The organism is Heyndrickxia acidicola, from assembly GCF_001636425.1.
In the GTDB taxonomy this organism is placed as follows: Bacteria; Bacillota; Bacilli; order Bacillales; family Bacillaceae_C; genus Bacillus_AE; species Bacillus_AE acidicola.
The window spans coordinates 1,479,411-1,501,769 of sequence record NZ_KV440953.1 but is presented as its reverse complement, the minus strand read 5'-3'; the positions used below and the strand labels follow the sequence as shown (position 1 = coordinate 1,501,769).

The following is a 22,359-nucleotide window of genomic DNA, read 5'->3' as shown; positions in this document are numbered from 1 at the left end:
ATTTAAATAATACATTAATAAGAATCAAAGGAGGAATTTACAATGAAAGCTGTTCAACTATCGGAATACGGAGGACCGGAAGTATTAAAAATTATTCAATGCGACCGTCCGGTACCTGCCGATAAAGAGGTTTTAATTGAAATTAAAGCTATTGGAGTCAATTATGCCGATACTGCCCGGCGTGAAGGACATTATGTCATTCCCACCCCTCTGCCGTTTGTTCCGGGAGCGGAAATAGCAGGAATTGTTACGGAAACAGGAGCTAAGGTAACAAAAATAAAGGCCGGGAGCCCTGTGGCCGTGCTGATAGAATCCGGCGGCTATGCAGATTATGCGACTGCTCATGAAAGTGCATTAATTCCATTGCCAGAGGGAATGGATTTTCAAAAAGCAGCTGCGCTCCCTCTTCAAGGATTAAGTGCCTACCATATCTTGAAAACCATGGGAAGACTTGAAAAGGGAGAGACAGTGTTAATCCATGCGGCAGCAGGGGGTGTGGGTTCCCTTGCTGTTCAACTGGCTAAGCTGTTTGGTGCAGGAAAAGTGATTGCCACAGCGAGTTCTGCAGAAAAGCTGGCGCTGGCCAAAAAACTGGGTGCTGATTATACCATTAATTATACAGAGGAACATTGGGAGGCTGAAGTACAGGATATTACGGAAGGGAAAGGCGTCGATGTTGCATTGGAAATGGCGGGAGGCGAGATATTCCGTAAAACCTTAAAATGCCTGGCACCATTTGGAAGACTTGTCATTTATGGAGTTGCCAGTGGAAAACAGGAAAAATTCTATCCTTCTTCGTTAATGGGAAAAAATCAATCTGTCATTGGCTTTTTCCTTCCGCAAATTATGAGAAATCAGGCATTGCTGCAGGAAAGTCTTCAGGAATTAATCGGGTATGTAATGGATGGGAAACTAGAGCTGACCTTAGGGGGAGAATACCCATTAGTGGAAGCGGCAGATGTTCATTCCATCCTTCAGGGAAGACAAACAATGGGAAAACTGATTTTAAAACCTTAAAATGAAAAATAAAGCACACCTCACAAGACAATGAAGCGGTGTGCTTTTTAAATGTGGTAAGGAAACTTTAATGCGTTAAATCACAAAAGGGGTCAGGCCCCTTTTGTGATTTAACGCATTAAAGGGTTCTCGGCAGTATGGAAAAAAGGAAAATAGAAGAATTTCTTGTGTGAACGTGCTACTATAAGGATAATTAGCGGGGGCACGGAGGGCGATAATTGTGAAACAGTATATTTTGCCGGCATCAGTCACAATGAAGGAATTTGAACATTTTTTAAAGAGCAAGTATGAGATCGGTGTTTTTTTGGACTTGCATATTTCTCAACTGAAAAATGTGTATTCCATGGCAAAGGCGCATAACAAGAAGATGATTTACCATGTAGACTTAATTCAGGGATTAAAGAACGATGAGTATGCTGCAGAATATATCTGTCAGGAATATAAACCATATGGGTTAATTTCTACAAAATCCAACGTTATCCAAAAGGCAAAACAAAAAGGTGTTATTTCTGTTCAAAGGATGTTTTTAATTGATTCACATGCCTTGGAGAAAAGCTACAGGCTGATTGATAAAATCCAGCCTGATTATATAGAGGTACTGCCTGGAACAATGCCTTGGATGATTGAAGAAGTGAAAGCAAGAGTGAATAGACCAGTTTTTGCGGGCGGTTTAATCCGTTCAATGGATGAGGTGAACAATGCTTTAAAAGCTGGGGCCGAAGCCATTACCACATCCGACACCAAGCTGTGGGACCAGTTTGAGTAGAGCAGTTTTATGGGTTTCTGATGAGAGAACGAAAGGAAAAAATTAGAAATTTTTAATTGAAATTTAATCATCGAATGCTATCTTATTTTGTAAGTCGTCAATTTTTGATGGGCAGGGATATAATCCTTGCTCTTTTTTTGTTACGATAGGTTTTACTTTTTATCCGATGATTGATACTGTGAAAGTATTATAGTAATTGGTACAAAAATCAACATGAGAGATGAACAGAGCCTCCTGATTATAAAAATATATATGTGAAATTACGTTTTTCTCTGATGATTGAAGAGGAAAGAGAGTGCCTGAAGAGGAAATCAATAGCCAGTTTAGAAGAAAAAACTAATTTCAAATTATATAGAAGTGTTTTTACTTTAAAAAAGCGCATTCATATGGTAAACTGAATGTAAGTTAATAAATAGTCCAGAGAAATCGAGAGACCAAACAATTTTTATGGGAATAATTTAACCATAATATTTGTTGAGGTCTCTTTTTGTTTTTTAAACACGTACATCTTTTCATTCATTTTAACTAAGGGGGACACAGACATGACATTTTCCAATCAAAATCGTACAGAAACGTTAAGAAGAATGGAAGAAGAGCCATTTGACTTATTAATTATTGGCGGTGGAATTACAGGGGCTGGTATTGCCCTTGATGCAAGTACCCGGGGAATGAAGGTTGCCCTTGTGGAAATGCAGGACTTTGCAGCAGGCACATCAAGCCGTTCTACAAAGCTGGTACACGGCGGGCTGCGATATTTAAAACAATTTGAAGTAGGAATGGTGGCGGAAGTTGGAAAGGAAAGAGCGATTGTGTATGAGAATGGCCCACATGTAACAACTCCTGAGTGGATGCTGCTTCCTTTGCATAAGGGTGGAACCTTTGGGAAGTTTACGACGAATATCGGGCTCCGAGTGTATGATTTTTTGGCTGGTGTAAAACGGTCGGAGAGAAGAAAGATGCTGTCAGCGGAAGAGACCATTAATAAAGAGCCCCTTGTAAAAAGAGAACAATTAATGGGCGGAGGCTACTACGTCGAATACCGGACAGATGATGCCAGACTAACCATTGAAGTCATGAAAAAAGCAGTAGAAAATGGTGCGCAGGCGATTAACTATGTTAAAGCTGAACAATTTATATATGAAGACAAAAAAATGGTTGGTGTTAGGGTAAAAGATCTTTTAAACAATGAAGTGATCAGTATTCAGGCAAAAAAGGTGGTAAATGCGGCAGGTCCCTGGGTGGATAAAGTCAGGAAGGAAGACTATTCGATTAATAATAAACGTCTTCGGTTAACAAAAGGTGTGCATATTGTGTTTGACCAGTCTGCATTTCCGCTGCATCAGGCTGTATATTTTGATACACCAGATGGCAGAATGGTTTTTGCCATTCCTCGTGAAGGTAAAACCTATGTGGGAACGACAGATACCTTTTATGCTGAAGATAAGGATATAGCAAATCCCAAACCACTTTCATCTGATATTGAATATATCCTGAAATCCATTCATTATATGTTCCCATCCGTTAAGGTAACCGAAAAAGATGTTGAGTCCAGCTGGGCAGGTGTCCGCCCGCTTATATATGAAGAAGGCAAAGACCCCTCTGAAATTTCCAGAAAGGATGAAATTTGGGAAGGGGAAAGCGGCCTGATTACCATTGCAGGGGGAAAATTAACGGGCTACCGTAAAATGGGGGAAACGGTGGTGGATCTAGTGGCAAAAAGGCTTGGCGAAGAAACAAATAGATCCTTTGATCCGTGCCAGACCAAGCACATGCCGATCTCAGGAGGAGATGTTGGTGGTTCAGCAGGGTATTCTAAATTTTTAAATCAAAAAATCGCTCAGGGTACAGCTGCTGGTCTGGAAAAAGAAGAAGCGCTATACTTGGCAGCGAAATATGGGTCAAATATTGACCAAATATATCAGTTTGCAGAGGATTACCAAAATCGACAAAAAGAATACAACCTTCCTGCCTCCGTATATGCCCAAGTCATGTATGCTATTAAATGTGAAATGGCAGCAAAACCAGTGGATTTCTTTATCAGGAGGACGGGTGCATTGTTTTTCCGAATCAATTGGGTACAGCAATGGAAGGATAGCGTCATTCAGCTTATGGCGAAAGAACTTAACTGGGATGATATTACAGCCGAAAACTATAAAAAACAATTAGAAAAAGAACTGGCAGATGCCATTACCCCTGTGGATGCTCAAAGTAATGTAGAAGCCATAGTACAATGATTTTCAGTATAATTTATATATAGCAATATGCTTAACCGAAGAACCGGCGTTTTATATCCGGTTCTTTTTTTGCGGAAAAATATAAAATTATCTACCTAATAGAGAATTTGTCTAGCTTCAGCGCTTTTGTTCGGATGGCATCAAGGGTTATCGGAAAGGTGGTTTATGAATAAATATTCAATATTATGGTTAATAAATCCAATTAATGAGGATTAAAGTTTTAAAAAAAGTATTTTTAACCAAATCACTTGTATGTTTATACATAATTAATTATAATAATTCATAAATTAGTTCGGAGGTCAGAGAATGAAAGCTGGAATAGTTGGTGCAAATGGCTATGGCGGTGCAGAACTTATACGTTTTTTAAATCAGCATCCCTATGCAGATATTGAACTGTTAATCTCGCATTCTACAAGTGGAAAGAAGATATCAGAACAGTACCCGCATTTAAGGGGGCTCGCTGAATGGGACATTGAGGATTTACATCAAGAGGGTATAACCGACAGAGTTGAAGTTTTGTTTTTTGCGACTCCGGCAGGGGTCACAAAGGAAGTATTGCCTTCGTTTTTGGAAAAAGGAATAAAGTGTATTGACTTATCAGGAGACTTTCGTTTAAAGGACTCTGAGTCATATAGAAAATGGTATGGAAAAACTCCGGCAAAGGAAGAGCATTTGAAAAGTGCTGTATACGGCTTGCCGGAACTAAATCGTGACAGCATTAAAACAGCGGAACTTATTGCAAATCCGGGATGCTACCCAACGGCGGCCATTTTGGGAATGAAGCCGGCTATCCAGGCATCTATAGTAGAAGCCAAGACCATCATCATAGATGCTAAATCAGGTATATCTGGGGCGGGAAGGTCACCTTCTATGGGCAATTTATTTAGTGAAGTAAATGAAAACATACAAGCTTATAAGCTTTGCAGGCATCAGCATATCCCGGAAATTGAGCAGGCATTTCATGAACTATCAGGCAAAGATGTAGCCATTATGTTTACTCCGCATCTAATCCCTATGACAAGAGGAATTATGTGTACAATGTATGCCGATCTTACAAGGGAAATGACGGCTGCAGAAATTCACGAGTTATATAAAGAAACGTACAAGGATGAACTGTTTATAAGGGTAAGGCCCCTTGGAGAAATTCCGGCCACAAAAGAGGTATACGGATCTAACTATTGCGATATCGGTTTGTCCGTCGATCAAAGAACGAATAAGCTGATCATCATTTCAGTGATTGATAATCTTGTAAAAGGTGCTGCAGGCCAGGCGATTCAAAATATGAATTTGCTAGGCGGATGGAATGAGCAGACTGGCATTCATCATACACCTGTATATCCATGACACGGAGGTCAAAAAATGAACATTACGGTGAAGGAAACAAAAAAAATCAAACGATTAAAAGATGGTCATATTTGTTCCCCAAAAGGCTATTCAGCAGGTGGTCTTCACTGCGGGATTAAAAGAAAAAGAAATGATTTAGGGTGGATTTACTCTGAAATTCCTGCAAATGCTGCGGCTGTTTACACAACCAATCAATTCCAGGCAGCTCCTTTAAACATCACGAAGGAGAGCTTAGCCGTTGAAGGAAAGTTACAGGGAATCATGATTAATTCAGGAAACGCTAATTCCTTTACAGGCAATGAAGGAATGGATAATGCGTATCAAATGAGAAGGCTGTTTGCTGAGAAATTCGATATACCCGTTCATTATGCAGGCATTTGCTCAACCGGTGTAATCGGAGAACAGCTGGACATGCAAAAAATAAGACAGGGTATTGAGAAGATGAAAGACTTAGCTTCTGATACTCCTGTTGATGACTTTGAAAAAGCGATTTTAACAACAGATACCTTTCAAAAAAGAACCGCTCTTGAAATGGAGATGGATGGAAAAATCATTCGATTCGGCGGTGCAGCAAAAGGATCTGGAATGATCCATCCGAACATGGCTACGATGCTAGGATTTATAACAACCGATGCATGTGTTGAAAAGGAAGCTTTGCAATTGGCGCTAAAACAGGCCGTTGATGAAAGCTTTAACATGATAACAGTAGATGGGGATTCGAGTACAAATGATTCGGTCCTGCTTCTTGCAAATGGAATGGCAGGGAACGAGGAGCTGTCACCAGGCCATCCCTGCTGGGAGCAATTTATGGAAGGGCTGGCTGAGATTTGCAGGATTCTTGCAATGCAGATTGCACGCGATGGAGAAGGGGCAACCAAGCTGGTAGAAGCAGTGGTAAACGGGGCAAAGACAAAGGATGAAGCAAGGGTGATAGGAAAAACGATCGTGGGATCCAGTTTAGTGAAAGCAGCTATTTTCGGAGCGGATGCCAACTGGGGAAGAATTGTTAACGCGATTGGTTACAGCGGTGTCCGTGTAAGCCCATCCTCCATTTCAATTGCGATCGGGCCTTATGTGGTCGTGGAGAATGGAATTCCTTCCTTCTTCTCTGAGGAAGGCGCAAGTAACTATTTAAAGAGCAATGAATTGATTCAAATCTTTGTGAATATTTCAGAAGGAAAAGAATGGGCAACTGCATGGGGCTGCGACTTGTCTTATGATTATGTGAAAATTAATGCTTCATATCGAACATAACAACACAAAAATCTATTAAGGATTTCTGAAGGAGCGCTAAGCAATATGTCATATATTGTAATTAAATGCGGCGGAAGTATTATCGAGCGGCTGCCAAATTCATTTTTTCAAAGTCTTCAAGAGCTATCAAAACGTGAAATAAAACCCATTCTTATTCATGGAGGAGGACCGGGAATTACTTCTTTGCTGGAAAAATTGGAGGTTGAGACGAAATTTGTGAATGGCTTGAGGTATACATCAGAAGAAGTCCTGGATACAGCTGAAATGGTCTTATCAGGTTCTATTAATAAAAAGCTGGTGAAAAAAATGATTGAACACGGGACAAAGGCGGTTGGGATCAGCGGGGTTGATGGAATGCTTTTAAAGGCAAAGCAGCTTGAAACGACTGAATCGCTTGGCTTTGTAGGAGAAGTGTCAGGAGTAAATACCGAATTGGTTATCTCTTTATTAAAAAAGGATTTTTTACCTGTTATATCTCCAATAGCTGTAGATGAAAAGGGGCAGTCATGGAATATAAATGCGGATCATGCTGCAGCCGCTCTGGCAAAGTCCCTTAATGCCCCTCTCTTTTTTATCACAGATGTCCCAGGGGTTTTAAAGGATGGAAAAACCATCACAAGCTTATCCAGCCGTGAATGCATAGAACTGATTGGAGCCTCGGTTATAACCGGAGGAATGATTCCGAAGGTGGAAGCAGTACTGGCATGCCTGGAGGCCGGAATTGAACAAGTTAGCATAATAAACGGTCTTGAAGAAAATAGTCTGCTGCGGGCAGCAGCGGGAGAAAACATCGGAACGACTTTCTATAACAAGGAGGAATTCATCAATGGTTGAAAGTGTTTTATCAGCTGATTCTGCCTTAATGAATACATACGCGCGTATCCCCATTCATTTTCAAAAAGGCAAAGGCAGTTTCTTATGGGACGTGGAAGGTAATCGATATTTGGATTTTACATCAGGTATTGCAACCTGTAATTTGGGACATGTGCCAAAGAAGGTCAAGGAAGCTGTTGCCAGCCAGCTTGAGGAGCTCTGGCATTGTTCCAATTTATTCTTAATTAAACAGCAGGAAGCTCTGGCCTCCAAATTGACAGAAGTAAGCTGTATGGATCAGGCATTCTTTTGCAATAGCGGAGCGGAAGCCAATGAAGCGGCCATTAAACTAGCACGAAAATATGCTCAAAAGCTTAATCAAAATGGTAATCCCATTATTGTTACATTCACCAATTCCTTCCATGGCCGAACGCTTGCAACCCTTTCTGCAACTGGCCAGGAGAAAATACAAACGGGCTTTGCTCCATTAATGCCGGGTTTTCAGTATTTACCCTACAATGACCTGGCATCACTGAAAAAGCTTGAGACCATTAAGCCTTGTGCGGTCATGCTTGAGCTGATACAAGGTGAAGGCGGTGTACTTCCTGCTGATCAGGATTGGATTGATGCACTTACAGCAGTCTGTGCCCAAAATAATATATTGATCATTGTAGACGAAGTACAAACGGGAATAGGCAGAACAGGAACATTATTTGCTTATGAGCAATATGGATTTGAACCGGATATTATGACGCTGGCAAAAGGGCTGGGGTCCGGTTTTCCGATTGGAGCCATGCTGGCAAAAAAAGAGGCAGCTGCAGCTTTTCAGCCTGGCAGCCACGGTAGTACATTTGGCGGCAATCCTTTGGCATCTAGTGCAGGTCTGGCTACTCTTAATGAAATCACTGGTCAAAACATTTTGGAAAATGTAAAGTCCATGGGGAAATATTTATGGGAACAGCTCGAGAAGCTTCAATCGAACAGCCCGAATATGAAGCAAGTACATGGAAAGGGACTAATAGTAGGGATAGATGTGGAAGGAGAAGCGGGTGTTATTACAAGGGAGGCCTTAAAGGAACACCTTCTAATTTTAACTGCCGGGCCGAGTGTCGTTCGAATTCTTCCGCCATTAACAGTTGATAAGACAGAAATAGATTTATTTATTCAAAAGCTAAAAAACACCTTTAAGACACTAACTGAACAAACGAAATAAATCTAAGGAGTGGCATAGAGTGGAGAAAGGCTATTTAATACTCGAAACCGGTGAGGTTTTTCCAGGCTTCCTGACTGGAAATATGGAAGAAACGACAGGGGAAGTTGTTTTTAATACGAGCATGACAGGATATCAGGAAATCACTTCTGATCCTTCCTATGCTGGGCAAATTGTTGTATTCTGCTATCCTCTTATAGGAAACTACGGAGTGAATGAAGAGGAATTCGAAAGTGGGAAAATTCAGGTAAAAGGAATTGTGACGGGGGAGCTTTGCGATGGACCAAGTCATTATAAAGCCGAGGCATCTCTTTCTGAAATAATGGAAAAAGCTGGCGTTAGCGGGTTGTTTGGTGTTGATACCCGTGAATTAGTCCGAACAATTCGTAAACACGGCACGATTAAGGGAATCATCACAAGCTCCATCAATAAAGAGGTCCCCTACGAAGAAGATCCCTTATGGGTGGAAAAAGTTTCTACGAAGGAACACGTATATTTTCATCAGGAGGGGCCTCATATCCTGTTAATGGATTTTGGCTTTAAAAAGTCCATTCTTGATTACCTCTTAAAACATAATTGCAAAGTGACAGTTGTTCCTTTTAACAGCACATATGAAGAATTATCTGCCATGAATCCGAATGGAATTGTTTTTAGCAACGGACCGGGCGATCCCATGGCTCTTGCCCATTTATTGCCGGAAATCAAACGTATGAGTGAAAGGTATCCTTCCCTTGGAATTTGTCTCGGGCATCAGCTTTTAGCACTGGCCTATGGAGCCAGGACGAATAAACTCCCTTTTGGCCACCGCGGCGGAAATCATCCTGTGAAAGATATGGTAAGTGGAAAAGTCCTGATGACATCGCAGAACCATGGCTATGTAGTCGATATAGAATCCATTGACAATGAGATTTTTACCGTTTCTTTTATGAATATTAATGACGGTTCTGTTGAAGGGCTCACACACAAGACACTCCCGATCCATACAGTCCAGTTCCACCCAGAAGCCCATCCTGGTCCTCAGGATGCAGAATATCTCTTCGATCAATTCATACAAAAAGTAAAACTAGAGTCAGGAGTTTTGTCCAATGCCATATAGAAAAGAAATAAAAAAGGTCCTTGTACTTGGCTCCGGCCCGGTTGTAATCGGTCAGGCTGCCGAATTTGATTACGCCGGCACACAGGCTTGCTTAGCCCTAAAAGAAGAAGGGATTGAGGTTATCCTTTTAAATAATAACCCGGCTACAATCATGACCGATAAATCAGTAGCTGACAAAGTGTACATGGAACCCATGACAGTCGAAACGATAGAGCGTATCATCCAAAAAGAAAAGCCTGATGGAATGATTGGAACATTAGGCGGGCAAACCGCTTTAAATCTGACTGTGGAACTGGATTCACTGAATCTATTGCAAAAGTATAATGTGGAGCTTTTAGGAACGCCTGTTGATTCGATCCAGAAAGGGGAAGACCGAGAGAAATTCAGACAGCTGATGATTGACATCCAAGAGCCTGTAATTGAATCAGAAATTATCACTAGTGTAGAAGCAGGTCTTGCTTTTATCAAAAAAATAGGGTATCCAGTCATTATACGTCCTGCCTATACACTTGGCGGTGCCGGAGGAGGCTTTGCTTCTACAGACGAAGAGTTTATCCAGGCCTTGAAAAATGGTCTTACTGCAAGTCCCATTAAACAAGTGCTGGTGGAAAAAAGTATTAAAGGATGGAAAGAAATCGAATATGAAGTAGTCAGAGATGACAACGATACCTGTATCATTGTCTGCAATATGGAAAACCTGGATCCTGTAGGAGTCCATACAGGGGATTCTATTGTTGTAGCACCCTCCCAAACATTATCCGACAGCCAATATCAGCTGCTTCGAAATGCATCTTTAAAAGTCATAAGGGCACTGGGGATAATTGGAGGCTGTAATATTCAATTTGCATTGGATCCATACTCTGACCAGTATTTTATTATTGAGGTTAATCCTCGGGTAAGCCGCTCCTCAGCACTGGCATCCAAGGCAACGGGCTATCCCATTGCGCGTGTAGCGGCAAAATGTGCACTCGGGTATCAGCTGGATGAGATTATAAACCCCATTACCGGCAACACCTTTGCTTCGTTTGAACCTGCATTGGATTATATTGTAGTAAAGCTTCCTAGATTCCCTTTTGATAAATTCCCGGAAGCAGACAGAAGCCTGGGGACACAGATGAAAGCTACAGGGGAAACAATGGCGATTGACAGAACATTTGAAGGGGCGCTAAATAAGGCACTTCGCTCGATAGAAGATAAAAATACAGGCTTGTATCATCCTTTGGCAGCGGAGAAATCCTCAAAAGAACTTGTGAAGCTTTTGGAGCAGCCAACAGATTTACGCTTATACGCCATAGCGGAAGCCCTTCGAAAAGGCTTTACCATTCAAGATGTTCATCGGTACAGCCAAATAGACTGCTGGTTTTTGGAGAAGATTAATAAATTAATAGAGTTGGAAAAACAGCTGTCATGCTGGACGCTTAAGAATATGCCAGAAAACCTTCTAATACAAGCGAAAAAAATGAATTTTAGTGATAAAAGCATCAGTATAAAGCTGGGCTGCCAGGAAAAGCAAGTAAGGGATCTGCGAAAAACTTTAAAATTGAAACCTGTATATAAGCTTGTGGATACATGTGCTGCAGAATTTGCCGCTGTTACTCCGTATTATTATTCAACATGGGGCGGCAGTGATGAGGTGAATGTATCAGCTAAGAAAAAAGCACTTATTATTGGATCTGGCCCCATACGCATCGGGCAGGGAATTGAATTCGATTACTGTTCTGTTCAAGCTGTGCTGGCGCTTAAGAAAATGGGCTTCGAAACCATTGTCATCAATAATAATCCCGAAACGGTCAGCACAGATTATTCCATTGCAGATAAGCTTTATTTTGAACCGCTGGCAGTAGAGGATATCCTTAATATTATTGAAAAAGAAAAGGTTGAATGGGTTTTTACTCAGTTTGGAGGGCAAACGGCCTTAAATGTGGCAGAAGAATTGGAAAAAGAGGGAGCTCCGCTTGCTGGTACCTCTGTTGACACGATTGATCGATTGGAAGACCGCAGCCGTTTTTACCAGTTACTCACGAAGCTTGGCATTCCGCATATAGAAGGGGAAATGGCTTGGAATTCTGACGAAGTAAATCAGGCAGCAAAGAAACTGGGTTTTCCAGTGCTCGTTCGTCCATCCTACGTGATTGGCGGACAGTCCATGCATATTATTTACAGCCATGAGCAGCTGGAGGTCTATTTGAAGATGTATAAGGATACACAGGATGCTCGCATGTGGCCGCTTCTGGTCGATCAATACCTTCCTGGATATGAATGTGAACTCGATTGCGTTAGCGATGGGAAAGAAATCTTTATTCCTGGTATATTTGAGCACATAGAGAAAGCGGGTGTTCATTCAGGAGACAGTATGGCTGTCATTCCGCCGCAGCACCTTGATTCGGGGCATCAGGATACCCTGATCAATTATACTAAAAAAATCAGCCAGGAAGCTAAAATCGTTGGGATGGCGAATGTTCAATTTGTTATTCACCAAGATGAAGTTTATGTATTGGAAGTAAATCCACGTGCATCCAGAACTGTTCCGATTATAAGTAAAATAACCGGAGTTCCCATTATTGAGAAAGCCATAGAAGTCCAAACGGGAAATTCCCTGTTGAAAAAAGGTTTGCATCAAGAGCCGGACTTCATTTCAGTAAAAGCTCCTGTATTTTCTAACGGGAAGTTGAACGACATGGATCCAATACTGGGTCCGGAAATGAAATCTACCGGAGAAGCACTGGCTCTCTCTGACTCGTATGAAACAGCACTTTATAAAGCTTTATTTCCAAAAGGAGTCAACTTTCTGCAAAATAATATGGGGAAAAAGAAAGTGGTTTGCTCCATCTCCGATAATCAAAAGCCGGAAGCACTAAGCCTGATGAAATCATTGGCGGATAAAGGCTATAAGCTTGCTGCAACACCTGGAACTGCCAAATTCCTTCAGCAAAATGGGGTACCATCAGAAACTGTTCCTACAATCCATATGGATTTAAAAGCTTTCTTTAATAAAGAAACAATCGCTGCTGCTATTATTCTTCCTGCAAAAGGCAGAGATAAAAAGACTGCGGGTCATTATATGAGAAAACTCTCCTCACAAGCAGGCATACCGCTTTTCACATGGCTGGATACAGCTGCTGCCGCTTATTCCATGCCAGCGGGAATCCAATCAGAGCCCGTTCCGCTGGATGAGTATGTAAGAAAACTTGAGCCAAACCGAATAGGAGGATAAATAATGGAGCAAATAGCGTTGGATATAAAAGGGATACCATCGAAGATTTTAGCAAACAAAGATTTTCTGACAATAGGAGAATTAACAAGCCTGGAAATTCGCTCGCTGCTGCAAAAAGCAATAGAGTTAAAAACCCTTCACAAGGAAGGGAGAGGCCAGCCCCTTTTGAAAGGGAAGATACTGGGGATGATATTTGAAAAATCCTCCACCCGTACGAGAGTTTCCTTTGAGGCAGGCATGCTCCAGCTGGGAGGGCAAGCATTATTTTTAAGTTCAAAGGACATCCAGCTTGGCAGAGGAGAAACCATTCATGATACAGCGAAGGTTCTATCCAGATATGTTGATGGGCTGATGATCAGAACATTTGGCCATGGCATGATCGAGGAATTTGCAGAACATGCTTCTGTGCCGGTAATCAATGGACTTACGGATCTGCATCATCCTGCACAGGTGTTGGCTGATTTATTAACAATTTATGAAAAAAAGGGCCGCTTAAAGGGATTAAAGCTTTGTTATATCGGAGATGGAAATAATAATATGTGCCATTCTTTAATGGAAGGTGCAGTGAAAATGGGAATGCATATCTCTGTAGCTTTTCCTAAAGGCTATGAGCCGAACCGGGGGATAGCAGAAAGAGTGCTTTTAGCAGCCAAAAAGGCAAAAATAACAGCCGAGCTGACATCAGATCCGATAACTGCCATAAAGAATGCAGATGTAGTCGTAACGGATGTGTGGACCAGTATGGGATTTGAACGGGAAAATGAACAGCGTTTAGTGGATTTTGAAGGTTTTCAAGTGAATAACGAATTGTGTAAATATGCAAATAAAGATTTTATCTTCCTTCATTGTCTTCCTGCTCACAGAGGAGAGGAAGTGGCTGGTGAGGTGATTGATGGCTCGCATTCCGTAGTGTTTGATGAAGCAGAGAATCGATTGCATGCACAAAAAGCCATCCTGGCAGACTTATTGGGATAGGAATTTTTTTATTAAATTATATGCATAAATAAACATTATGTGTTATAATTATTCAAAAATAAAGGGAGAGTTAAAGATGACGAAAGAAAAAGTAGTGCTAGCTTATTCAGGAGGACTTGATACTTCTGTTTCGATAAAATGGCTTCAAGAAAAATACGGTTATGATGTAATTGCACTAGGGATAGATGTAGGGGAAGGAAAGGATCTGGAAGCAGTCCGACAGAAAGCACTGAAGGTCGGTGCAATAAAAGCCATTATGGTGGACGGCAAGGAATTGCTGGCTAAGGAGTATATTTTACCGGCATTAAAAGCAAATACGCTGTACGAAGGAAAATACCCGCTTTCATCTGCTCTAAGCCGACCGCTTATTTCAAAGCTTCTCGTGGAAGTAGCTGAACAAGAGGGAGCTGTAGCAGTTGCACATGGTTGTACGGGAAAAGGGAATGACCAAGTTCGCTTTGAGGTCTCTATCCAGGCATTGAATCCATCCCTTCAGGTAATTGCACCTGTTCGTGAATGGGGAATGACAAGAGATGAAGAGATTGCCTATGCAGAGGAAAAAGGGATTCCTATTCCTATTGACTTGGATAATCCTTTCTCTATTGATGCTAATATTTGGGGGAGAGCCTGTGAAGCAGGCGTTTTAGAAAATCCCTGGAATGAAGCCCCGGAGGAAGCATTTGAATGGACGAATCCAATTGAAAAAGCACCGGATGTGTCTGAATATATCGAGATCTCTTTTGAAAATGGGGTCCCGGTTGCCCTGGATGGCAAAAGCATGGGATTGGTCGATTTAATTGAAAGCCTGAACGATCTGGCTGGTAAGCATGGAATCGGCCGAATCGACCATATAGAAAATCGTTTAGTCGGAATAAAGTCAAGGGAAGTATATGAAAATCCTGCCGCGGTTCTTTTAATCAATGCGCATAAAGAGCTTGAATTCCTGACGCTCCCAAGAGAAGTAAGCCAGTTTAAAGCGATTGTTGAACAGCAAATGGCAAAGGTCATTTATGAGGGATTATGGTATTCGCCGATTAAAAATGCACTGGAGGCGTTTTGTGAGGAAACACAAAAGACCGTTACGGGAAAAGTGCGAGTGAAGCTATTTAAGGGGAATCATATGGTTGTAGGCCGTCAGTCACCGTTTAGCTTATATAATGAAGAGCTTGCAACCTACTTAAAAGGTGACACCTTTGACCATCAGGCAGCGGTAGGTTTCATCAAGCTTTGGGGCCTTCCGACAAAGGTTTTTGCAGAGATCCATACGAAAGAAAAAGTGACAAGCAAATCGTAAAAAAAAGCGCCAATGCTTACAAAACCATGATACTTAGAGAGAAAGTTTCAAAGTCTGGCGCTTGTGCTTATGCTGCCGAAAGGAAAAGCTATCAAGCGTTATGCATATAAAATAGTTTAAGAGATGCACTGTGCAGCACAGATGAAATGAATACAAATAAAAAGTGAATCTTTTTTCGTTGCAGGAGGGAATACGAATGTCGAAACTTTGGGGCGGACGTTTTACAAAGGAAACGGATCATTTGGTAGAGCAATTTACTGCTTCCATATCATTTGACCAGAAACTGGCATTAGAAGATATCGAAGGAAGCCTGGCACATGTCCAGATGCTGGGAGAATGCCAGATTATAAAGCCGGAGGAAGCAGAGCTTATTAAAAAAGGGCTTCAATCGATAAAAACGAAGATTGAAGAGGGAGAAATTGAATATTTAGTAGAACATGAGGATATTCACATGAATATCGAGAAGATGCTGATCGATGAAATTGGACCTGTGGGCGGGAAGCTTCATACAGGCAGAAGCAGAAATGACCAGGTTGCAACCGATATGCATCTTTATGTCCGAAGAAAAACAAAGGAAATGATCAAGCTTATCCAAAATGCTCAAAAAGCCCTTTTGAAACAGGCAAAGGATAATATGGAAGCCATTATGCCGGGGTATACTCATTTGCAGCGTGCGCAGCCCATCCGATTTTCTCACCATATCCTTGCGTACTTCTGGATGCTGGAACGTGACCGCCAACGATTTGAGGATAGTTTAAAAAGAACCAATTGGCTTCCGCTTGGTGCAGGAGCCCTTGCAGGCACAACCTTTAACATTAAAAGAGAACGTACAGCGGAGCTTCTTGGCTTTGACCAAGTTTACCCCAATAGCCTGGATGCAGTCAGTGACAGGGATTTTATGGTGGAGTTTTTAGCCAATGCCGCCCTTTTAATTACACATATTTCAAGACTGTCAGAAGAGCTCATCATATGGAGCAGCCAAGAGTTTCAATTTATTGAGCTCGATGACGCATTCTGTACAGGTTCGAGCATCATGCCGCAAAAGAAGAACCCGGATGTTCCTGAACTTCTTCGCGGCAAAACCGGCAGAGTCTATGGAAATCTTGTTTCCTTGCTCACCGTATTAAAAGGCTTGCCGCTTGCTTACAACAAGGATATGCAGGAGGATAAAGAAGGGGTATTTGACACTGTTGATACTCTCGAAGGTTCGTTAATGCTGCTTGCTCCTATGATTGAAACAATGGGGATTAATAAAGATAAAATGTTTGCCAGCGTTTCACAGGATTATTCGAATGCAACCGACATTGCCGATTATCTTGTAACAAAGGGGCTTCCTTTCAGGGAGGCGCATGAAATTATCGGCAAGATTGTTCTTTACGCCATTCAAAAAAATCAATTCCTGCTTGAATTATCGATCAGTGAATTTAAATCCTTCAGCACGCTCTTTGAAGAAGATATTTATACCGTATTAGATCCGAAAAATGTGGTAGAGGCTCGAAACAGCACTGGCGGGACGTCCCTTTATCAGGTTTATCACCAGGTAGGTCTGGCTGAAGCCATCCTCGAAAAAGAACCTGTAAAAAGCTGATCACCGGAATTAATTGAAAATGCTTTTGAGTGATAAAGCGTTAAAGGGGTCTATCCCCTTTAGTGCACTAAAGTTAGTGAGTATAGAAACACGATGTTCTTAAATGAGGGTAGGAAAGAGCATTTTTGTCTGGTATGAATAAGGAATATTATTACGAAATTTAAAAATGAAAATATAAAAAATCTATTCATTTTTAGAAGTGATTTTGTATAAGATATCATTGTGATGAAAAAATCACCTGGTACGGCCATACCAAGTGATGAGTCATTAATTTATTCCACAAGAGCAATAAGAGATAGCAGTGCAACAAGAAAGAAAATAAATGTACAAAAAATGAAGTAAAGTTTTGTCATATTCCTCACCTCCCTTGATAAATATATATGAGGTGAAAAAACGAACATTCTCTTTAAATTCATTTTATTTGTATGTCATTCGAACTATTTTTTTAGCACCTCTTTTGGGTGCTTTATTATTTTCAGGCTCTGTTTAACGAAACTGCAATCATCAACAAGTATTAAAGTATGTAGAAATACCCTCAATAAAAAAAGGCTCTGTAAAACTTCATTGTGGATTCCGACCCATCAACAATGAAGTTTAACAGAGACTTTTTTTTGAAGTTTGTTTCTACACCATTCTGGCTCAAGGGAAAAAATCTGCTTAGCCTTATAACTGTTTAACAGGAGATTAAAAAATCCCCTTCTTCTTTTTTGGTTTTTTTCGATTTTGAAAGGCCTGATTTAATAGACTAATCAAAATGAGGAAGCCGATTCCCAAAAGAATTTCGGACATGATTGAAGAAGTGGGCTTTACCATTGGTGCTACTATGATCAAAAGGATGGACAAACTATAAAGCAGCCATTTATTTTTCATATTCTTGCTCCTAACTTTTTAATTGCAATATAACAAGATTAATCGAAAAGTATATTTTTGTCATTATTTTATAAGAAGGCTCTGTTTAAGACCAATGTTAATTATTCCCCCATATTGATTGGAGTACCTGCAGCGAAAATCAACAGACAGATTAGCAGTGCCATAGTAATAGAGACAGAACTTCTGAGTTGTCAATTATTAATAAAACATTTATCATTATCATTAAATATAAATATTCTGATCAGAAAGGTTGGATATAATGAAAAATGATACTAGACCCCCTTCGATTCCAAGACCTCTTGTAAGGGTGAATCAGTGGACGATTGTTCTTTCTGTTCTTCTAACCTGGATTTTTCAAAATGAATGGATATTGCTAATTCCGTTTCTTGCAGGCTTATGCGGTCTTTTATTTGATGTAAACCCTGTAATGAAAATAGCAAAATACTTTCTTAGAAAGCCAATAACTGCCTATATACCGGAAGATATGAAGCAGCAAAAATTTAATCAAGTGATTGCAGTATGCTGCCTTGCTGGGGGTTTCATCAGTGCATTAGTTGGTTTAAAGGCTATATTTTACATTTTCACCATTATGGTTGCCCTGGCAGCAGTGATTGCGATATGCGGATTTTGTATTGGCTGCTTTATTTATTTCCAATGGAATCAATTTAAATACAGAAGAAAAGTAAGAAGCCAGGGATAACCCTGAGCTTATTAGAATAACATCCTGTTAAAAGAAGACTGATGACCAGATTTGGAAAGAATCTGCCTTAAGTCTTCTTTTTTTATGGCTTTTGTTATCGATGTTGAAAACAACAGAGTCCTTTAACAAAGCTATTTTTATAAGGAGGAAATCCCGTTTCATCTCATTGCTAATATAGCTTGATTTTTTCTGCCAAAAAGAGGATTCTGAAGTTTCAAGGCGAAAACGTAGGTAAAAAGAAGGGGAGAGAAAATGTCCTCATTTGATTATGAAAGCTACGATGGTTTAGGGCTTGCCCAACTGGTTAAAACCCGTCAGGTAAAACCAGAAGAACTGGCAGAGGAAGCAATCGAAAGAATTGAACAGCGGAATCCAAAGCTTAACGCCATAATCAATAAAATGTATGACCAGGCAAAAAAACAGGCTGCCAGGGTAGAACAAAACGGCGTATTTGCAGGTGTTCCTATGCTGCTGAAAAACATTACGCAGGAAATAAAAGGCGAGGCTATTACTTCAGGGTCGAGGGCACTCCAAACATTTAGGGCAAACCAGGACTCCCATTATGTAAGAGATTTAAGAAAGACAGGTGCCATTTTCCTCGGCCAGACAAACGTACCTGAGCTTGCATTGATGGCCATTACTGAACCAAAGCATCATGGGCCTACCAGAAATCCTTGGAATCCTGATTATACACCTGGAGGATCAAGCGGAGGAGCAGCAGCCGCAGTAGCATCAGGCATGGTTCCTCTGGCAGGGGCAAATGACGGTGGAGGTTCCATTCGAATACCAGCTGCTTATTGTGGGTTGTTTGGTTTAAAACCTACACGGGGCAGGACATCTGTTGGCCCCTTATATGGCAGGCATTGGCAGGGGGCAAGCGTTGATCATGTTTTAACAAAAAGCGTACGGGACAGTGCTGCGATGCTTGATCATACTGCCACCGTTGAAAAAGGGGCGGCTTTCCTTGCTATTCCGTTTCAAGGCTCTTACTTACAAAGTATAACTGAGCCGCTGCCTAAAAAAATGAAAATTGCCTTTTCTGTGAGGTCTCCAATTGGAACAGAAGTAGATGCAGAGTGTCAAGAAGCCGTTGAAAAGGCAGCTTTACTTTTAGAATCCATGGGCCATGTTTTGATTGAAAAAGAACCTCCAGTAGATGGGCACGCTATAACAAAGGCTTATTTCACCTTGTATTTTGCTGAGACAGCCCAAGCACTATCAGCCATTAGAAAGCATATCGGAAGAAAGGTCCGTTTTACCGATGTAGAGCCTTCTACATGGCTTTTAGCGTTAATGGGAAAGATTACACCAGCAGAAGAATTTGTGAAAAATATTCAAGTATGGGATCAAGCTTCCTGCCAAATGGAGCTGTTTTATGAAGGCTTTGACTTTTATATGACACCTGCTACAGCCTTGCTTCAAGCGAAGATAGGAGAGCTTTCCACGACGAAAATCGAGAATGCATTCGTCCGCATAGTAGGAAGCATGGGGCTTCAGCGTTTATTATTGAAATCTGGGATGGTATACAGGCTGTTTGTGGAAAGCTTTAAAAGGACTCCTTTTACACAGCTCGCCAATTTGACAGGTCAGCCTGCAATGTCGGTTCCTTTACATGTTACGAAGCAGGGATTGCCTTTAGGCGTGCAGTTTATGGCTTCAAAAGGAAGAGAAGATTTACTGTTGAAGCCTGCCGCAGAGCTTGAAAAAACCTTCTTTATGGATTCAACCGGAGAGGATCCGGTCTATTGCTGCCCAAAGCTGAAAGAGATTCGGGTAATTGAAAAAAGGATTTTTTCATAAGCCTTTCTTCTTGTACGTAAAGCAACCATCTATTCGAAAACAGCCTTGAAAAAAGTGGAATACTCCTTTCATTCTTAGAAAGAATAATTAAGGGAAAGGGGAGGATAGATTTTTGCTTATTCAACTTGTAAAAACATTACCGAATGTCTTCTCAATCGGCAATTTTATCTGCGGCGTTTTAAGTATTACGATTAATATGAGCGGCTTTCCAGAAGCATCGGCCATCTTTATTTTTTTAGCAGCATTTTTTGATCTCTTTGATGGAAGAATTGCCAGGAAACTGAAAGCGGACAGTGCTTTAGGGATTCATCTGGATTCATTAGCGGATATCGTTAGCTTTGGAGTAGCCCCAGCTTTGTTGTTCCATTCTTTTGCTCCTGTTTCCTTGCTGACTTCCTTTGCTTTTATATTGTTTCCGACTATGGGTGTCGTAAGGCTTGCAAGGTTCAGTGCACATCCTACAAGAGGTTATTTTATCGGTGTCCCTATTCCGGCAGCCGGTTTAATTCTTGCATTCATGGGATTGTTTTCCTACAGCAGCTCATTTATAACGATCATACTTGCTGTATTAATGGTAGCACCCATAAAAGTAAAAAAATTGTAAATATAAAGAGGGTGACTCAAAAGGCGGTTAAAAGCTGCCTTCTGAGTTACCTCTTTTTTATTTTTGGACAGAAAAAGGAGGAGAGAAGAACAATTGATGCGAATAATATCATGGTGTCTATCTGCTAAGAAACTATTTGATCAGCAAAGAACAGGCAAGATGAATAGCGCTGAGCATATCTAATAGTACCCAATGATTGTTTGGTTTCAACGTTAAATAAAGTGGAAGGCAAAAAGCTCCTGCAAGTTAAGCAAGTTATTGGGGGATCCCCATAACCATGCAATGATGTGGTTCCACTACCGCCAGAGGAAAGCGAGTGTCTGCAGCGGAAATCAACCCAGCAGGATAAATAGTACGCTACCTATATCTATCTACAATCCCAATTTTGATTTAACTTAAAGGTTGATTGAAGGGAAAAGGAATGCTTGCAGTGGAAACCAACAAGCCAAAAAAGTTGCTGTTGCCAAGTTCACTTTGTATCATTGCACCATTTGGTACAGCCTCTATGTTTTAGGATACTATAGCTGGGGATTAAGTTCTAACTCCGGAATCCTTAAGCAGGTGAGCGTGAGTTTGCTGTTTTTTTTGAAAGTATTGACAAGATTGAATTTTATCGTTAAATTACTTTAAATGGTAACGTGAACCATTTTATCTTCAAGGGAGGAATTTTATAATTATTATTTTTATACAAAGGAGATACCGGATATGATTAAAAAGCTGAATGAAAAATTAAACAGTCAAGTTATGAGTTTTTTAAAAGAAGAGCCATCCATAAACCTTTTTATCATTGGAGATATTGAGTCCTTTGGATACGATAAGGATTTTCAAGAGCTATGGGGAGATTTTTCTGAAACAGGTGAGCTGAGGGGTGTGCTGCTGCGTTTCTATGATACATATATACCATACGGCAAGCCAGGATATGACAGTGAGGGATTTCTAAATATAATCAAAGCAAACCCAAATGTAAAGGGAATCTCCGGTAAAGAAGAGATTCTTCTTCCCTTTGAACAAAGTATGAAAAATCGTTTTAAAAAACAGCTTACCTACTTTAGTGAGTGTACATTGGAATCGTTCTCTTTTCAGCAAGAGATAGAGGCTTCGATCAAGGAAGCAGGCATTGAGGACATAGATCGTATTCTCAGCCTCCGCGAAACCATTCAGGAATTTGTTCCTAATCCCAATGCCAAAGAAATGATGATGAAGGGGATAGAAACGAAAACAGCGCGAACCTATTATATAGAAATGAATCATGAAATGGTTGCCTGCGCTTCTACAACTGCTGAGAATTCCATATCCGCCATGGTAGTGGGGGTTTGTACGCACAATGATCACAGGCAAAAGGGATATGCTTCACTTGTTGTGCAAAAGCTTGCAAAGGACCTATTAAAAGAAGGAAAATCACTTTGTTTATTCTATGATAATCCAAAGGCAGGAAGGATTTATCATAAAATCGGCTTTAAAAACATTGGCAAATGGACTATGCTCAGATAAAGATTGATGTCCTTACCAAAATCCTTTTCTAATTGTAGCCTCTGTTAATTTTTCATTTTGATGACTGTTCGTTTTTTAGCTCATTATTT

General features: G+C 40.7%; 17 protein-coding genes. 16 read left to right on the top strand and 1 reads right to left on the bottom strand.

Features of this window, described 5'->3' with window-relative positions; genetic code table 11:
* Positions 1-42: 42 nt before the first annotated feature.
* The 12 genes from A5N88_RS06955 to argH all read left to right on the top strand — a co-directional run bounded on the left by A5N88_RS06955 (position 43) and on the right by argH (position 16,805).
* Complete coding sequence (locus tag A5N88_RS06955) at positions 43-1,017, top strand: quinone oxidoreductase family protein (RefSeq protein WP_066264371.1); 975 nt, start codon at positions 43-45, stop codon at positions 1,015-1,017.
* 220 nt (positions 1,018-1,237) lie between these two features.
* Positions 1,238-1,783 carry a glycerol-3-phosphate responsive antiterminator gene (locus tag A5N88_RS06950; protein WP_083953075.1) on the top strand — a complete coding sequence of 182 codons (546 nt, stop codon included), beginning with the start codon at positions 1,238-1,240 and terminating at the stop codon, positions 1,781-1,783.
* Between the two features lie 542 nt (positions 1,784-2,325).
* On the top strand, positions 2,326-4,017 hold the full coding sequence (locus A5N88_RS06945) for a glycerol-3-phosphate dehydrogenase/oxidase (RefSeq protein WP_066264370.1): 1,692 nt from the start codon (positions 2,326-2,328) through the stop codon (positions 4,015-4,017).
* A 306-nt stretch (positions 4,018-4,323) separates the two neighbouring features.
* Complete coding sequence (gene argC / locus A5N88_RS06940; protein WP_066264368.1) at positions 4,324-5,361, top strand: N-acetyl-gamma-glutamyl-phosphate reductase; 1,038 nt, start codon at positions 4,324-4,326, stop codon at positions 5,359-5,361.
* 15 nt (positions 5,362-5,376) lie between these two features.
* Complete coding sequence (gene argJ / locus A5N88_RS06935; protein ID WP_066264367.1) at positions 5,377-6,615, top strand: bifunctional ornithine acetyltransferase/N-acetylglutamate synthase; 1,239 nt, start codon at positions 5,377-5,379, stop codon at positions 6,613-6,615.
* 45 nt (positions 6,616-6,660) lie between these two features.
* Positions 6,661-7,449: an acetylglutamate kinase gene (argB, locus tag A5N88_RS06930; protein WP_066264366.1), complete on the top strand. Its 789-nt coding sequence runs from the start codon at positions 6,661-6,663 to the stop codon at positions 7,447-7,449.
* The gene (argD, locus tag A5N88_RS06925; RefSeq protein WP_066264365.1) at positions 7,442-8,641 is read left to right on the top strand and encodes an acetylornithine transaminase; all 1,200 of its coding nucleotides are present in this window, start codon (positions 7,442-7,444) and stop codon (positions 8,639-8,641) included. Before argB ends, argD begins: the two co-directional genes overlap by 8 nt.
* Positions 8,642-8,660: 19 nt before the next feature.
* The gene (locus tag A5N88_RS06920; RefSeq protein ID WP_066264364.1) at positions 8,661-9,734 is read left to right on the top strand and encodes a carbamoyl phosphate synthase small subunit; all 1,074 of its coding nucleotides are present in this window, start codon (positions 8,661-8,663) and stop codon (positions 9,732-9,734) included.
* On the top strand, positions 9,724-12,948 hold the full coding sequence (carB, locus tag A5N88_RS06915) for a carbamoyl-phosphate synthase (glutamine-hydrolyzing) large subunit (protein WP_066264363.1): 3,225 nt from the start codon (positions 9,724-9,726) through the stop codon (positions 12,946-12,948). Before A5N88_RS06920 ends, carB begins: the two co-directional genes overlap by 11 nt.
* A gap of 3 nt (positions 12,949-12,951) precedes the next feature.
* Entirely contained in the window at positions 12,952-13,923 is a 972-nt protein-coding gene (gene argF, locus A5N88_RS06910; protein WP_066264362.1) for an ornithine carbamoyltransferase, read from the top strand.
* A 76-nt stretch (positions 13,924-13,999) separates the two neighbouring features.
* Entirely contained in the window at positions 14,000-15,217 is a 1,218-nt protein-coding gene (locus A5N88_RS06905) for an argininosuccinate synthase (RefSeq protein WP_066264361.1), read from the top strand.
* Positions 15,218-15,413: 196 nt separating this feature from the next.
* A complete protein-coding gene (argH, locus tag A5N88_RS06900; protein WP_066264358.1) occupies positions 15,414-16,805 on the top strand; it encodes an argininosuccinate lyase in 1,392 nt (463 codons plus the stop codon).
* A 684-nt stretch (positions 16,806-17,489) separates the two neighbouring features.
* Here argH and A5N88_RS06895 read toward each other — a convergent pair.
* Positions 17,490-17,675 (bottom strand): hypothetical protein, encoded by a 186-nt coding sequence (locus A5N88_RS06895; RefSeq protein ID WP_066264357.1) that lies wholly within the window; start codon positions 17,673-17,675, stop codon positions 17,490-17,492.
* Between the two features lie 259 nt (positions 17,676-17,934).
* Here A5N88_RS06895 and A5N88_RS06890 point away from each other — a divergent pair, with 259 nt between their 5' ends.
* From A5N88_RS06890 to A5N88_RS06875, 4 genes are all read left to right on the top strand, one after another.
* Positions 17,935-18,375, top strand: a complete 441-nt coding sequence (locus A5N88_RS06890) for a DUF4395 domain-containing protein (RefSeq protein ID WP_066264356.1) — start codon at positions 17,935-17,937, stop codon at positions 18,373-18,375.
* Positions 18,376-18,627: 252 nt separating this feature from the next.
* Positions 18,628-20,175, top strand: a complete 1,548-nt coding sequence (locus A5N88_RS06885) for an amidase family protein (RefSeq protein WP_066264355.1) — start codon at positions 18,628-18,630, stop codon at positions 20,173-20,175.
* Between the two features lie 112 nt (positions 20,176-20,287).
* Entirely contained in the window at positions 20,288-20,779 is a 492-nt protein-coding gene (gene pssA, locus A5N88_RS06880; protein WP_066264352.1) for a CDP-diacylglycerol--serine O-phosphatidyltransferase, read from the top strand.
* A gap of 705 nt (positions 20,780-21,484) precedes the next feature.
* A complete protein-coding gene (locus A5N88_RS06875) occupies positions 21,485-22,270 on the top strand; it encodes a GNAT family N-acetyltransferase (protein ID WP_066264351.1) in 786 nt (261 codons plus the stop codon).
* Positions 22,271-22,359 lie beyond the last annotated feature (89 nt).